Source organism: Salipiger pallidus (genome assembly GCF_014643635.1).
Lineage (GTDB): Bacteria > Pseudomonadota > Alphaproteobacteria > Rhodobacterales > Rhodobacteraceae > Salipiger > Salipiger pallidus.
The window spans coordinates 20,857-35,518 of record NZ_BMJV01000013.1; the positions used below are offsets into that span (position 1 = coordinate 20,857).

Genomic DNA, 14,662 nt, shown 5'->3' on the forward strand with positions numbered 1-14,662 from the left:
GACCTTCGGCAAAGAGACCTACCGGGCGACCCCGGGCAAACGGCCTTAAAACCGGGCAGGTCTGGCGCGCGCCGGGCCGCTGCCGCAGCGGCGCACTTGTGAGGTGCGGGGCGGGGCGCTAACCGTTGGTGGACGAATGAAGGAGTCCACCATGCCCGCAGATGTGCCCGCCACCCGGCCGAGTTCTTGCCTGACCCCGCGACAGATCCTCGAAAAGCTGGTGAGCTTCCCCACGGTAAGCTGCGACAGCAACCTGCCGCTGATCGACTGGGTGGAGGGCTACCTTGCTAGCCATGACATCGCCGCGCACCGTCATCCCAAACCCGCAGAGCCCGATTTCAAGGCCGCGCTCTTTGCCCATGTGGGCCCCGAGGCCCGAGGCGGCGTCGTGCTGTCTGGCCACACGGACGTGGTGCCCGTGGATGGGCAGGACTGGACCTCGGACCCGTTCACCCTGACCGAACGGGACGGGCGGCTGTACGGGCGCGGCTCCACCGACATGAAGGGGTTCGACGCGCTTGCCATCTGGGCGCTGGTCGAGGCCAAGCACCGGGGCGTGACCACCCCGCTTCAGATCGCGCTCAGCTATGACGAGGAAATCGGCTGCATGGGTGGGCGCGATCTTGCCCGCGCCATGCAGGGCGTCATCCCCAAGGCAAAAAGCGTCATCGTGGGCGAGCCGACGATGATGAAGGCGGTGACCGGCCACAAGGGCGGGGTGAACTTCTGGGTGCATGTGCATGGCACCTCCGTGCATTCGTCGATCCTGCACACCGGCGTGTCGGCGATCATGTACGGTGCGGACCTCATCCAGTGGGCCAACCGCATGAATGCCGAGAACGCCGCGAAGACCCCCACGGGGATGCAGGCACTGTTCGATCCGCCATTCACCAATGTCCATGTGGGCGTCATCAAGGGCGGCACCGCCCATAACATCACCGCCAGCGATTGCGCCTTCGGCATGGGCTTCCGTGTTATCCCCGGTGAGAGCATCGAGGATTGGCGCGCCCGCTTCATGGAGGAAGTGAAGGCGCTGGAAACCCGGATGCAGGCGGTCAGCTCTGAGGCGTGGATCGAGGTGTCGGAGATGTTCGAACTGCCGCCCCTTGTGCCTGTCGAGGACAATGCCGCCGAGGCGCTGGTACGCCGCGTGACCGGCGACAACGGCGTCATGCAGGTGAGCTACGGCACCGAGGCCAGCCATTTTCAGGCCGAAGGCTATGACGCGGTGGTCTGCGGGCCGTCGGACATCGACATTGCCCACAAGCCGGATGAGTACATCGAGATCTCGCAACTTGACGCGGGCGAGGCCTTCATGGAGCGCCTGCTGGAGACGCTGGCATGATTTTTCCCTTTCGTGACGACGGACCGCTTGAACACGATGGCCCCTTGCCGGAGCGCGTCGACCTCGTGGTCATCGGTGGCGGCGTCATCGGTACCTGTACGGCGCTTTACGCGGTTCGGGCAGGGCTGTCGGTACTGGTGCTGGAAAAGGGCCGTGTGGCGGCCGAGCAAAGCTCGCGCAACTGGGGCTGGATCAGGGTGCAGGGCCGTGACATGGCCGAGATCCCCATCGCGCTTGAGGCGCAGACGCTCTGGCAGGATCTGGATGCAGACTGCGGCGGCGACCTTGGGGTGAAGACCGTGGGCGTCGGCTACCTTGCCAAGACGGATAAGGAACTTGCCTCTTTCGCGGACTGGTTGGGGCAGGCGAAACCGCTTGGCGTGTCGTCGGAGCTGCTCGATGCCGAGGGCACGCGGGCGATGCTGGGGCATAGCTCGGGGGACTGGACCGGTATGCTCCACACCCCCACCGACATGAAGGCCGAGCCGTGGGTCGCCGTGCCTCGCCTTGCGCGGCTGGCGGTGGAGGCGGGCGCATCGGTGCGCGAGCATTGCGCGGTGCGTGGTCTCGACACGGTCGGCGGCAATGTGGCCGGAGTAGTGACCGAAAAGGGCCGTGTGGCCTGCGACAAGGTGGTGCTGGCAGGGGGCGCGTGGTCCTCGCTGTTCCTGCGCCGTCATGGGGTTGCGATCCCGCAGCTGTCGGTGCGCTCGACCGCCATGGCGACCGAACGCCTGCCGCAGGCGGTGTCCACCGCCGCCGTGGACGACCAGCTTGCCTTTCGTCCTCGCGCCGACGGGGGCTACACCCTTGCGCCCTCGGCCTTTTCCGAGCTTTTCATCGGCCCCGACAGTTTCCGCGCGCTGAAGACGTACCTGCCGCTTGCGGTTTCAGGAGAGTTCGACATCCGTCTGCGGGCGCTGGCCCCGAAAGGCTATCCGGACGCCTGGGGCACACCCAGGCGCTGGCGCGACGACGAGGTGTCGCCCTTCGAGCAGATGCGGATCCTGTCGCCAGAACCGAACGCCGCGAAGGTGGCGCAGACCCGCGACGCCTTTGCCCGGCATTTTCCGCAAATGGGCGAGGTGCCGCTGGCCGCGAGCTGGGCTGGTATGATCGACGTGCTGCCTGACGTTGTGCCGGTGGTGGACCATGTGGAGGCGCTGCCGGGGCTGACCGTGGCCACCGGCATGTGCGGACACGGGTTTGGCATCGGGCCGGGTTTTGGCCGCGTCCTTGCGGACATGGTGCAGGGGCGTGATCCGGGCCACGACATGACCCGGTTCCGGCTGGGGCGGTTTTCCGACGGATCGAAACTGGTGACGGGCCCCAACCTCTGAGCCATCCTGACGCCAAGTCCTGACGTGGAGTCATGAAGACCCGTCTTGAAGCAATGCCTGCAAGCGTGGCAGGCTTTCCCGACCAACAAGGAGCGACCCCATGCCCGTCAAGAACCGCCTCGCCGAGCTGCACGACGAGATCACCGCCTGGCGCAGGGATCTGCACGAGAACCCCGAGATCCTCTTCGAGGTGCACCGCACCGCCGGGGTGGTCGCGGGCAAGCTGCGCGAGTTCGGCTGCGACGAGGTGGTCGAGGGCATCGGCCGCACCGGCGTCGTCGGTGTGATCCGGGGGCGCGAGAGCGGCTCGGGCAAGGTCGTCGGTCTGCGTGCCGACATGGACGCGCTGCCGATCCACGAGCAGACGGGCCTCGAGTACGCCTCGAAGACGCCTGGCGCGATGCACGCCTGCGGGCATGACGGCCATACGGCGATGCTTCTGGGGGCGGCCAAGTACCTGTCCGAGACGCGCAATTTCGACGGCACCGTGGTGGTGATCTTCCAACCCGCCGAGGAGGGCGGCGGTGGCGGGCGCTTCATGTGCGAGGACGACATGATGGAGCGCTTCGGCATCCAGGAGGTGTATGGCATGCACAACTGGCCCGGCGTGCCGGTGGGGCAGTTCGCCATTCGGCCCGGCGCCTTCTTTGCCGCCACGGACCAGTTCGAGATCACGGTGACCGGCGTTGGCGGCCATGCGGCGAAACCGCACCAGGCGACCGACCCGCTGGTGACCTCGGCCCATGTGGTGACGGCGCTGCAGAGCATCGTGTCCCGCAACTCCGACCCCGACGACCAGATGGTTGTGTCGGTGACTTCGATCGAAAGCTCCTCCAAGGCGTTCAACGTCATCCCGGCGCATGTCACCCTGCGCGGCACCATGCGCACCATGTCCAAGGCAAACCGCGCCCTTGGCGAAGAGCGGATCAAGGCCGTGGCCACCGGTACCGCCGCGACCTTCGGCTGCGAGGGGGCGGTTCGCTGGATTCCCGGCTACCCGGCCATGGTGAACCACGAGGAACAGACCGCCTTTGCCGCCGACGTGGCCGAGGCGGTGTCGGGCGCCTGCGACCGCGACGCGCCGATCACCATGGGCGGCGAGGATTTTTCCTACATGCTCGAAGAGCGCCCCGGGGCCTATATCCTCGTGGGCAATGGCGATACGGCGGACGTGCACAACCCCGCTTACAACTTCAACGACGATGCCATCCCGGCAGGCTGTTCGTGGTGGGCCGAGATCGTCGAGCGCCGGATGCCGGTGGGCTGACGCCGCGCCTGCTGCGGGCCTCGAGAGGTTCGCTCAGGAGAGGTAAGGTCGGAACAGGCTGGGCGACGAAAAGCCGGGCCTGTTCAAACCTGACCATCTCTTGGTCTGCTCCTCAGAGGCGTGATAGTCGCCCTTGCTTCGTCGTTGTGGCGGTCAGAGCGCTGCTGGGTGGTGCCGGGATTTCCCGGGTCTCGGGCGTAGTGAAGGCTTTGGCGGCGCACCCGTGCATATTTTGAAAGAGAGGAAACGGCAGGTCGTGCCATTCCCCGGCGCGCCGCACGCCGGGCGCTCACCTCCAGTTGAACCATATGTCACGCCGGGGTCTTGCGGCTGTTGCAATGAGCCGTGCAGGATCGGGGTGACGCAACGAGAGCCAGACCCCGGGAGCCGCCCCATGAGTGCACAGATGTCCGACACCTCCGCCGAAGGGCAGCTTTGGGATCCGGTGGTGCGGGTGCTGCACTGGGCGCTGGTCGTGGCCTTTGCCTTCACCTGGGGCATGGCCAAGTTCGGCCCCGATATCATGACACTGCATTTCTGGGGTGGGTACGCCGTGGGCGGTATCGTGGTGTTGCGGATCGTCTGGGGCTTTGTCGGGCCGCGGACCGCGCGCTTCGCCAGCTTCGTTCGGGGGCCGGCGGCGGTGGCGCGCTATGCGAAGGACCTGCCAAAGCGTAGCCCGTCGCGGACCTGGGGACATAACCCGGTAGGGGCGTTGTTCGTGATCGGCGTGCTCATGGTGCTGGCGCTGCAGGTGCTGTCGGGGCTGGTGTCGGACCCCGAGGATTACGTCAATGTCGGGCCATGGGCGCAGTACGTGCCTTATGACGTGACTCAAGCGGCGCTGGATCTGCACGAGCCGCTGTCCACGATCCTGCTGGTGATGGTTCTGGTCCACATCGCGGCCATCATTTTCTATCGGCGCTGGAAACACGAAGACCTCGTGACACCAATGGTGACCGGGCGGCGGCGCTGATCCTCTGGTCTCGGGCAGCCGGCATCAGCGCAAGGTTGCCTCTTTTCAAAGAGAGGAAGCTGTGGGCGGTTTCCGCTTTCGATCACCCGGAGATGGCCGTGTCGAGGGGCGGCGCTGAGCGGGCCCCGTTCAGCGCGTCTGCTCTGCCTGTTATGATTGGGGCCCTCGTGTCGCGAAGCGGGAACCCGGGCGTTAAAAGACGTCGTTAAGCCTTTTCAGGGGCTTTGGCAGGACGGGCGTTTGATCGCAGCCAATGGGCCGGGATGGTGATACGCTTCGGATTGCGGTAAGGGGGCTGCAAGGACAACCTTTGGAGGCTCCCGCGTGACGACCCGCGCCAATATCATCTGCATCAAGTGGGGCACGCTGTTTGGCCCGGAATACGTCAATCGCCTTTATTCCGGCGTGCGGCGCAACATCGCGCGCCCTGTTCGGTTCCTGTGCATGACCGAGCATGCCGAAGGGCTGCACCCTGACATCGAGGTTCTGCCTCTGCCCGTGGAGCCGTTTGCCGAGCCCATGGCGGCGGCGCTTGCGGTGGCCAACCGGCAAGGGGCGATGCGCAAGGTGTCGCTGTTCCGTCCCGGACTGATCGAGGACCTCGAGGGGCCGATCCTTGGCTTCGACCTCGACGTGGTGATCACCGGCTCGCTTGACGAAATCCACGACCTTGCCCCCGGCACCGTGGCCATGCGCCACGACTGGACCGAGAAGCGCAAGGGCCGGCCCACGGGGCACGGCTCGGTCTTTCGTTTCGATCCGGCGCGGCATGGGTTCCTCTACGAGGATCTTGCCGGCAATCCCTATGCCGAGGTCGAGCGGGCGCGCGGGTCCGAGCAGCGCTATACCAGCCACAAGGCCATGGACCATGATCTTTTCACTTATATTCCGGACAATTGGGTGGTTTCCTTCAAGTATGACTGCAACCCGTTCCCCGGCAACTGGCTGCACGCGCCGCGCCTGCCTGAGGAGGCAAAAGTGGTCTGTTTCCACGGTCGGCCCAAGATGACCGATGCGCTCGAGGGTTGGAACGGGTCTCTGATCCGCCATTCCAAGCCATGCGACTGGCTGCGCGATCACTGGATCGATCGCGCAAAGGCGGATCTCGGCCCGGAATGGGCCTGAGGGCGTCGCTTAGGCTTGCCCCCGGAGCCCGCCGCGCGGTAAGAGCGAGGCCACGAAAAATCTTTACGGAATCCGAGCGAGGAAGGGCACAGGCATGCGTCGCGTCGTTGTAACCGGGCTGGGGCTGGTCACGCCGCTGGCCGATGGGGTCGAGAAGAGCTGGGAGCGTATCCTTGCAGGCAAGTCGGGCGCGGGCCCGATCAAGGGCTTCGATACCGAAGGCCTCGTCACCACCTATGCCTGCGAAGTGCCGCTGGGCGAGGGTGATGGTGAGTTCAACGCCAATGCCTATCTCGAGCCCAAGGAACAGCGCAAGATCGACACCTTCATCCTGTTCGGCCTTGCCGCCGCGCAGCAGGCTGTCGAAGATTCCGGCTGGACGCCTACCGACAAGGAAGATCTGGAGCGCACCGGCGTTCTGATCGGGTCGGGCATCGGTGGCCTCAATTCCATCGCCAACACCGCCGTCATGATGGCCGAGAAGGGCCCGCGCCGCGTGTCGCCGTTCTTTGTTCCCGGCGCGCTCATCAACCTGATCTCGGGCCAGGTGTCGATCAAGTACGGCTTCAAGGGCCCGAACCATTCGGTCGTCACTGCCTGCTCCACCGGCGCGCACGCCATCGGTGATGCCATGCGCCTCATCAAGTACGGCGATGCGGACGTGATGGTCGCGGGCGGCGCCGAGGCGGCGATCTGCAAGATCGGCATCGCGGGCTTCAACGCCTGCAAGGCGCTGTCGACCAAGCGCGCGGACGATCCCACCAAGGCCAGCCGTCCCTATGATGCGGACCGCGACGGATTCGTCATGGGCGAGGGCGCGGGCATCGTGGTGCTCGAAGAATACGAACACGCCAAGGCGCGCGGCGCCAAGATCTATGCCGAGGTGCTGGGATACGGCATGTCGGGCGATGCCTACCACATCACCGCACCCTCCGAGGATGGCGAAGGCGGCGAGCGGTCGATGCGCGCGGCGCTGAAATCCGCCGGGCTGGCGCCGTCTGACATCGACTACATCAACGCTCATGGCACCTCGACTATGGCCGACACCGTCGAGCTTGGCGCGGTAGAGCGCCTGCTGGGCGATCACGCGGCCAACGTCACCATGTCGTCGACCAAGTCGGCCACCGGGCACCTGCTGGGCGCTGCCGGGGCGATCGAGGCAATCTTCTCAATTCTCGCGATCCGCGATCAGGTGGCACCGCCGACCATCAACCTCGACAACCCGGCAGTGGAAACCCCCATCGACCTGGCGCCCAATGCAAAACGTGAACGCAAGGTGAGCTACGCGTTGTCGAACTCGTTCGGCTTCGGTGGTACCAACGCCAGCGTGATCTTCGGCAAGGTGGACTGACCTCATGTGGCGCAATATCGCCTCGAACGCGCTGACCTTCTTCGTGGTCATCATCTTCCTTGGCGGGGGGGTGCTGCTCTGGGCGCAGAACGAATACAGTGCCCAAGGCCCACTCGAGGCGCCGATCTGCCTGCAGGTCCAGCGCGGCAGCAACTTCACCCGCGTTTCCGACGACCTCGAGGAACGTGGGGCGATCTCGTCCGGCGTGATCTTCCGCCTCGGGGCGGATTACAGGGAAAAGGCAAGCCTGCTGAAGGCCGGCTCTTACCTTGTGCCCGAGAACGCCTCGATGACCGAGATCACCGACATCGTCACCCGTGGCGGTGCGTCGACCTGTGGCACCGAGGTGGTCTACCGGATCGGCGTCAACTCGGCGCTGGTGCAGGTGCGCGAGCTCGACACCGGCGCGGGCCGCTACGAAGAAGTGCTGGAGTTTGATCCGGCCGAGCCCTACCCTGGGGAATACGCCGCCTTCCGCGACGAGGTCGGCACGCGATTCCGCGTGGCACTGGCCGAGGGCGTGACCAGCTGGCAGGTGGTGAACGAGCTGGGGCAGGTGGACATCCTCGAGGGCGAGGTCGAAGAGCCGCCCGCCGAGGGCGCGCTTGCGCCCAACAGCTACGAGATCGTCCCCGGTGACACCCGCGAGGCGCTGATTGACCGCATGGAAGAGGCGCAGGAGCTGATCCTGGCCGAGGCATGGTCCAACCGCGCCGACGATCTGCCCTATGCCGATCCGCAGGAAGCGCTGACCATGGCGTCCATCGTCGAGAAGGAGACGGGCAACGCCGAGGAACGCTTCCTCGTGGCGTCGGTCTTCGTCAACCGGATCGAACGGTCCATGCGTCTTCAGACCGACCCCACGGTGATCTACGGCATCACCAATGGCGAGGGTGTTCTGGGCCGGGGCATCCGCCAGTCCGAGCTGCGGGCCGAAACACCCTACAACACCTACGTGATCGACGGGCTGCCGCCGACCCCCATCGCCAACCCCGGGCGGCTTGCCATCGAGGCGGCACTGAACCCGGCGGACAGCGACTACGTCTACTTCGTTGCTAAGACGCTGAACCCGTCGGACGGCCACAACTTCGCCGCCACGCTGGACGAACACAACTCCAACGTCGCCGCCTATCGCAGGCTGGAGGCGGAGCGGGCCAACCAGTGAGCCGCCGCAGACACGACCACGGAAAGGCGCCTTCGGGCGCCTTTTTGTTTTCCTGCTGCCTCTGCCGTGCAGCCATCCTGGCAGAGGTGTGGGCCGGCTGGCCAGGTGTGGGCACGGGGCGGCATGTTGGGGTCGGGGCCGCCCAAGAAGCCGGTCGGTCGCTTTTGGGACGTGATCCTATGGACGCCGTAGGGCGCTTGTCTGATCAAGGCGCAGGCGTGGTGACACATTTGTCGGTGGCTGCGGGTCCACAGGTCTTGGGGTTTGGGGCAGGCTCTGCCACGGTCCGGGCATGACCCATGAACGAGTCCTGCTGATCGCGACCGCAACGGTGCTTGCCACCGGCGTCCTGTGGGGCCTCTACTGGTTGCCGGTGCGCGCCATGGTGGACCGTGGCATGCCCGGCGGCTGGGGCACCGTGCTGGCCACCTGCGCCGCAGTGATGGTCACCGCGCTACCAGCGCTGCGCCGCTGGTCCGAGATCCGTTCGGCAGGCTGGCCGACGCTTGCCGCGCTGCTCGTGGGTGGGGCGGGGTTCACGCTTTATTCGGTCGGCCTGGTGTATAGCCGGGTGGCGATCATCATTCTTCTGTTTTTTCTCACTCCGGTCTGGAGTGTCCTGCTTGGACGTCTCCTGATGGGCTGGAGGGTGCCGGTGCTTCGCATGGTGGCCATCGGGGTGGGTCTTCTTGGCCTGCTGGTCATGCTGGGGGCCGAAGGTGAGCTGCCGTTGCCCCGCGGGGCCGGGGAATGGATGGCGCTGGTGGCAGGTATGCTCTGGGCGCTCGGGACGACGGGCATCCGGGCGAAATCGACACTTGGGCCGATGCCGGCCACCTTCATCTTTGCCATCGGTGCGGCGCTGACCGCATGTGCGGTTGCACCGGGCTTCGAGCCGTGGCCCGACACGGGCGCATCGCTGCCGCTGCTGCTGATCGCGCTGTTCACCGGAGCGCTCTGGTGGGGCGTATCCCTTGCCGCGCTGATGTGGGCGGCGCTGAGGCTTGACCCCGCGCGCGTGGGGATCCTCATGCAGACCGAGGTCCTTGTCGGCGCGCTTTCTGCGGCGCTTCTGGCCGGGGAACACCTTGCACCGCTCGAGATCCTGGGCGGCGCGCTGGTGGTGGTGGCGGGGCTGCTCGAGGTGCTGCCCATACGGCGAAAGGCGCCACTGCGCGGAAGTGGTTCCTCAGCCGCCGAGCCATCCGGTCCACCGCGTCCTTGACCCGCCCATACCGCTGCGCTATCGGGGCCGCATGAACTCGCTGCGCATCATTTCGATCTGCTGCATTACCGCCTGACACCATTGGCGGGACGGTCCTCTATTTCCTTCGTCTGACAGAGTTGCTACTCCCGCCGCGATCTTCGTGCGAAGGAGCGCGCCATGGATATCCAGCTGACCAACTCCCGGACCCGGAGGAAGGAGCCGTTCAGGCCCATCGATCCAGGCAACGTGCGCATGTATGTCTGCGGCCCCACGGTCTATGACCGCGCCCACATGGGCAACGCCCGTTCCGCGGTGGTTTTCGACATGGTGTTCCGCCTCCTGCGCGAGGTCTATGGCGCTGGGCATGTCACCTATGTGCGCAATTTCACCGACGTGGATGACAAGATCAACGCGCGGTCCATGGAGACCGGCGAGCCGATCTCGGACCTGACCGCGCGCACGGCGCAGTGGTATCTTGACGACATGGGGGCCATCGGCGTTCTCGAGCCCGATCACATGCCGCGCGCCACGCAGTACATCGGCCAGATGGTGACGATGATCGAGGGGCTGATCGAGGCAGGTCATGCCTACGCGGCGGACGGGCATGTGCTGTTTTCGGTGGAGAGCTTCGAGCGCTACGGCGCGCTGTCGGGCCGGTCGGTGGATGACATGATCGCCGGCGCGCGAGTCGAGGTCGCGCCCTACAAGCGCAATCCGATGGATTTCGTGCTGTGGAAGCCGTCCGATCCCGAGGTACCCGGCTGGGACAGCCCCTGGGGCCGGGGGCGTCCGGGCTGGCATATCGAATGCTCGGCCATGGCCGAAGACCTTCTGTGGCGCGCGCCGCTCGAGGCGGGGCGGCTGTCTGACGCGGCCCTTGGTCAGCCGCACGTGTTCGACATTCACGGTGGCGGCGGGGATCTGGCCTTCCCGCACCACGAGAACGAGATCGCCCAGAGCTGCTGCGCCAACCACTCGGAGGTGATGGCGAATGTCTGGCTGCACAACGAGATGCTGCAGGTGGAAGGGCGCAAGATGTCCAAGAGCCTCGGCAACTTCTTCACCGTACGCGATCTGCTCGATCAGGGCGTGCCGGGCGAGGTGATCCGGTTCGTGATGCTTTCCACCCACTATCGCAAGCCAATGGACTGGACGGCGGAGAAGGTGGAGCAGGCGACCGCGACCTTGCGCAAGTGGCGCGGGCTTATCGACGGTGCCGAGGCTGGCGCGGTACCTGAGCCGGTGCTTGCAGCCGTGGCGGATGATCTCAATACCGCCGGGGCGATAGCGGAACTGCACCGTCTGGCCTCTGTCGGCGATGTGGCTGGTCTTGCGGCGGGCGGTCAGTTACTGGGCCTTCTTGGGGCAGATCAGGGCGCATGGGCAGAGAGTGGTGTGGATCTGACTGGGCTGGCGGACAGGCTTGCCGCCGTGCGGGCCGCGGCAATGGAAAGCAAGGATTTCTCCGAGGTCGACCGGCTCAAGGCGGCGTTGGTAGAGGCCGGGGTCGAGGTGCGGATGTCGAAGGCGGGAGTGGAGCTTTTGCCCGGCGCGGGGTTCGATGCGTCCAAGCTGGAGGGGCTGTGATGCTGTCTGATCTTCGCGCCCGCGGCACAGGGCGGAGGGGGGCTGTCTGCCCCCCGCTCGGGCAGGCCGAGCCCCCCCGAGGATATTTGAGGTCAAAGGAAACAATGGCGGCGGTGGACCGGGGGGCGGCGTTTTTCGGCGCGGCCTGCTTGGTGGCGCGGATGCCGCTTGACGGGAGGCGGCCATGACGCGCGAGAAGCTTTACCTTTACGACACGACACTTCGGGACGGGCAGCAGACCCAAGGGGTGCAGTTCTCTACCGCCGAAAAGCTGAAGATCTGTGCAGCGCTCGACGCTCTTGGCGTGGATTACATCGAGGGTGGCTGGCCAGGGGCCAACCCCACTGACAGTGCCTTCTTCGACGAGGCGCCGAGCACCCGCGCCGTGATGACCGCCTTCGGCATGACCAAGCGGGCCGGGCGGTCGGCCGAGAATGACGACGTGCTGTCGGCGGTCCTCAATGCCGGGACATCGGCGGTGTGTCTGGTGGGCAAGTCCCACGATTTCCACGTCACCGAAGCGCTTGGCATCACGCTCGAGGAAAACGTCGAGAACATCCGCGCCTCGGTGGCTCATATCGTGGCGCAGCGGCGCGAGGCTTTGCTGGATGCCGAGCATTTCTTTGACGGATGGAAGGCGAACCCCTCCTACGCGCTGGAGTGCCTTCGGGCGGGGCTTGACGCCGGGGCGCGCTGGCTGGTGCTGTGCGACACCAATGGCGGAACGCTGCCGCACGAAATCTACCTCATCGTGCGCGAGGTGATCGCGGCAGGCATCCCAGGTGACCGCCTGGGGATCCACACCCACAACGACACCGAGAACGCCGTGGGGGCGACGCTGGCGGCAGTGGATGCGGGGGTCCGGCAGGTTCAGGGGACGCTCAACGGTCTTGGCGAGCGTTGCGGCAATGCCAACCTGACCACGCTGATCCCGAACCTGCTGCTCAAGGAGCCTTACGCGTCGCGCTTCGAGATCGGGGTGAGCCTTGAGGCGCTCGAGGGGCTGACACAGGTGAGCCGGATGCTTGACGAGGTGCTCAACCGCGTGCCCATGCGGCAGGCACCCTACGTGGGCAGTTCGGCCTTTGCCCACAAAGCTGGGCTGCATGCGAGCGCGATCCTCAAGAATCCCACCACCTACGAGCATATCGATCCCGCGCTCGTGGGGAACCGCCGGGTGATCCCCATGTCCAACCAGGCGGGGCAATCGAACCTGCGGCGGCGGCTGGGTGAGGCGGGGCTCGAGGTGGCCCCCGGTGAACCGGCCCTCGGGCGCATCCTCGAGCGGATCAAGGCGCGCGAGGCGCAGGGCTATACCTATGACACCGCGCAGGCCAGCTTCGAAATCCTTGCGCGCGAGGAGCTTGGGCTGATGCCCGAGTACTTCGAGGTCAAGCGTTACCGGGTGACCATCGAGCGGCGCAAGAACAAGCGTGACGAGATGGTGTCACTGTCCGAGGCTGTCGTGGTCGTGAAGGTGGATGGCGAGAAGAAGCTCTCCGTGTCCGACAGCCTTGATAACGAAGGCTATGACCGGGGCCCTGTGAACGCGCTGTCGAAGGCGCTGGCCAAGGACCTCGGGCCATACCAGTCGGTGATTGACGACATGCGGCTGGTGGACTTCAAGGTCCGCATCACCCAAGGCGGCACCGAGGCGGTGACCCGGGTCATCATCGACAGCCAGGACGGCTCGGGGCGGCGCTGGCAGACCGTCGGGGTGAGCGCGAACATAGTCGATGCCTCCTTCGAAGCGCTGCTCGACGCGGTGCGCTGGAAGCTGATCCGCGATTGTGGGAAGGACGGTTGATGGAACTGCCTGCGGAGTTCGTGACGCTCTATACCGGGCTCGACCGGCAGGGACCGGGAGAGCCGCAGGATGTCAACTGGGCCGTCGCACGGCTGGGTCTTGGTGGCGGGCTGCGGGTATGTGATGCGGGCTGCGGGTCTGGTGCGGACCTTCAGACGCTTGCCGCAGCGCTGCCGGATGCGTGGCTCGAGGGCGTGGACGCGATGCCGCATCTCGTGGCCGAAGCCCGCGACCGGCTCGGGAGCCGGGCTGATGTTCGGGTGGGCGACATGGGCGCGCTGGAGGGGCCGTTTGACCTGATCTGGTGCGCAGGCGCGCTTTATTTTCTTGGCGTGACAGAGGGGCTGAGGGGATGGAGCCGGGCGCTGGCACCGGGCGGCGTTGTTGCCTTTTCGCATCCGGTGCTTCTGAGCGATGCCGAGCCCGAGGCCGTTGCCGCATTCTGGCAGGAGTACCCGGCCATCACCCGGCGTGAGGGTCTGGAGGCGCAGGTGGCGCAGGCCGGTTTCGAGGTGGTCGACCGTCGTCATGTGATCGGCCTGCCCTGGGGGCGCTACTATGACGGGCTGGCGCGGCGGATCGAGGCATTGAAGCCGGGGGCCGATGCCGCCATGGCTGCGGTGCTCGAGGCCGCCGAACGCGAGATTTCCCTCTGGCACAAGGCGCCGGACCGGATTGCCTACTTGCTTGTGCTGGCGAGGGCTGCCTGATGGAATTCGATGCTGATCTTACCGCCTGCGCGCAGCTCGTGGAGCGGGGGGACCCGGATCGCTTTGCCGCGACCATGGCGGCGCCGGTGGAGGCGCGGGCGGTGCTGTTTCCCATCTACGCCTTCAACGTGGAGGTGGCTCGTGCCCCTTGGGTGACGCAGGAGACGATGATCGCAGAGATGCGTCTGCAGTGGTGGCGCGATGCACTCGAGGAGATCCGCGAGGGCAAGGTGGTTCGCCGCCATGAGGTGGTGACGCCTCTCTCAGCCGTGCTGGATGCCAAAGGTGCAGAGCTGCTCGACCGGCTGGTCGGGGCGCGGCGCTGGGATGTCTATCGCGATGCCTTCGAGGATGCGGAGCATTTCTCGCGCTATGTCGAGGAAACCTCGGGGCACCTGGTGCTTGCCGCCGGGCGGGCGCTCGGGGCGATGCCCGAAGCGGTGGCGCGGGATGCAGGCTATGCGGCGGGACTGGTGCAGTTCCTGCGCGCGGTGCCCGAGCTCGAGGGCAAGGGACGGGTGCCTCTCGTGGATGGCCGTCCCGAGGGTATCGTGGCGCTGGCCGAGAATGGTCTTGCGCGGCTCGACCGGGCACGGGCCGGCCTTGCGGGCGTCTCGCGTCCGGCGCGGGCGGCGCTGATCTCGTGCTGGCAGGCGCGGCCGCTGCTGAAGCTGGCCGCGCGCGAGCCAGGGCGGGTGGCCGATGGCACCTTGTCGCTGTCTGAATTCCGGCGCCGGTTCAGTTTGGCCCGGGTGGCGATGGGCGGTCGGATCTAGGCGGCA

12 protein-coding genes are annotated in these 14,662 nt (G+C 66.2%); all 12 read left to right on the forward strand.

Annotated features, from left to right (window positions below):
- The first annotated feature begins 151 nt into the window (after window positions 1-151).
- The 12 genes from argE to IEX41_RS20715 all read left to right on the forward strand — a co-directional run bounded on the left by argE (window position 152) and on the right by IEX41_RS20715 (window position 14,656).
- On the forward strand, window positions 152-1,345 hold the full coding sequence (gene argE, locus IEX41_RS20660) for an acetylornithine deacetylase (RefSeq protein ID WP_188792106.1): 1,194 nt from the start codon (window positions 152-154) through the stop codon (window positions 1,343-1,345).
- Window positions 1,342-2,685 (forward strand): NAD(P)/FAD-dependent oxidoreductase, encoded by a 1,344-nt coding sequence (locus IEX41_RS20665; RefSeq protein ID WP_188792107.1) that lies wholly within the window; start codon window positions 1,342-1,344, stop codon window positions 2,683-2,685. The genes argE and IEX41_RS20665 overlap by 4 nt, the downstream gene beginning before the upstream one ends.
- Before the next feature lie 100 nt (window positions 2,686-2,785).
- Window positions 2,786-3,952: a M20 aminoacylase family protein gene (locus IEX41_RS20670; protein WP_188792108.1), complete on the forward strand. Its 1,167-nt coding sequence runs from the start codon at window positions 2,786-2,788 to the stop codon at window positions 3,950-3,952.
- 394 nt (window positions 3,953-4,346) lie between these two features.
- A complete protein-coding gene (locus IEX41_RS20675; protein WP_188792109.1) occupies window positions 4,347-4,928 on the forward strand; it encodes a cytochrome b/b6 domain-containing protein in 582 nt (193 codons plus the stop codon).
- A gap of 324 nt (window positions 4,929-5,252) precedes the next feature.
- Window positions 5,253-6,053 carry a glycosyl transferase gene (locus tag IEX41_RS20680; RefSeq protein ID WP_188792110.1) on the forward strand — a complete coding sequence of 267 codons (801 nt, stop codon included), beginning with the start codon at window positions 5,253-5,255 and terminating at the stop codon, window positions 6,051-6,053.
- Between the two features lie 94 nt (window positions 6,054-6,147).
- Complete coding sequence (gene fabF, locus IEX41_RS20685) at window positions 6,148-7,404, forward strand: beta-ketoacyl-ACP synthase II (protein WP_188792111.1); 1,257 nt, start codon at window positions 6,148-6,150, stop codon at window positions 7,402-7,404.
- 4 nt (window positions 7,405-7,408) lie between these two features.
- Entirely contained in the window at window positions 7,409-8,569 is a 1,161-nt protein-coding gene (mltG, locus tag IEX41_RS20690) for an endolytic transglycosylase MltG (protein ID WP_188792112.1), read from the forward strand.
- Between the two features lie 292 nt (window positions 8,570-8,861).
- Window positions 8,862-9,794: a DMT family transporter gene (locus IEX41_RS20695; RefSeq protein WP_188792113.1), complete on the forward strand. Its 933-nt coding sequence runs from the start codon at window positions 8,862-8,864 to the stop codon at window positions 9,792-9,794.
- Between the two features lie 159 nt (window positions 9,795-9,953).
- A complete protein-coding gene (gene cysS, locus IEX41_RS20700; protein WP_188792114.1) occupies window positions 9,954-11,363 on the forward strand; it encodes a cysteine--tRNA ligase in 1,410 nt (469 codons plus the stop codon).
- Between the two features lie 184 nt (window positions 11,364-11,547).
- Window positions 11,548-13,170: a citramalate synthase gene (gene cimA, locus IEX41_RS20705; protein ID WP_188792115.1), complete on the forward strand. Its 1,623-nt coding sequence runs from the start codon at window positions 11,548-11,550 to the stop codon at window positions 13,168-13,170.
- A complete protein-coding gene (locus IEX41_RS20710) occupies window positions 13,170-13,880 on the forward strand; it encodes a class I SAM-dependent methyltransferase (RefSeq protein WP_188792116.1) in 711 nt (236 codons plus the stop codon). The genes cimA and IEX41_RS20710 overlap by 1 nt, the downstream gene beginning before the upstream one ends.
- On the forward strand, window positions 13,880-14,656 hold the full coding sequence (locus tag IEX41_RS20715; RefSeq protein ID WP_188792117.1) for a phytoene/squalene synthase family protein: 777 nt from the start codon (window positions 13,880-13,882) through the stop codon (window positions 14,654-14,656). Before IEX41_RS20710 ends, IEX41_RS20715 begins: the two co-directional genes overlap by 1 nt.
- Window positions 14,657-14,662: the final 6 nt, after the last annotated feature.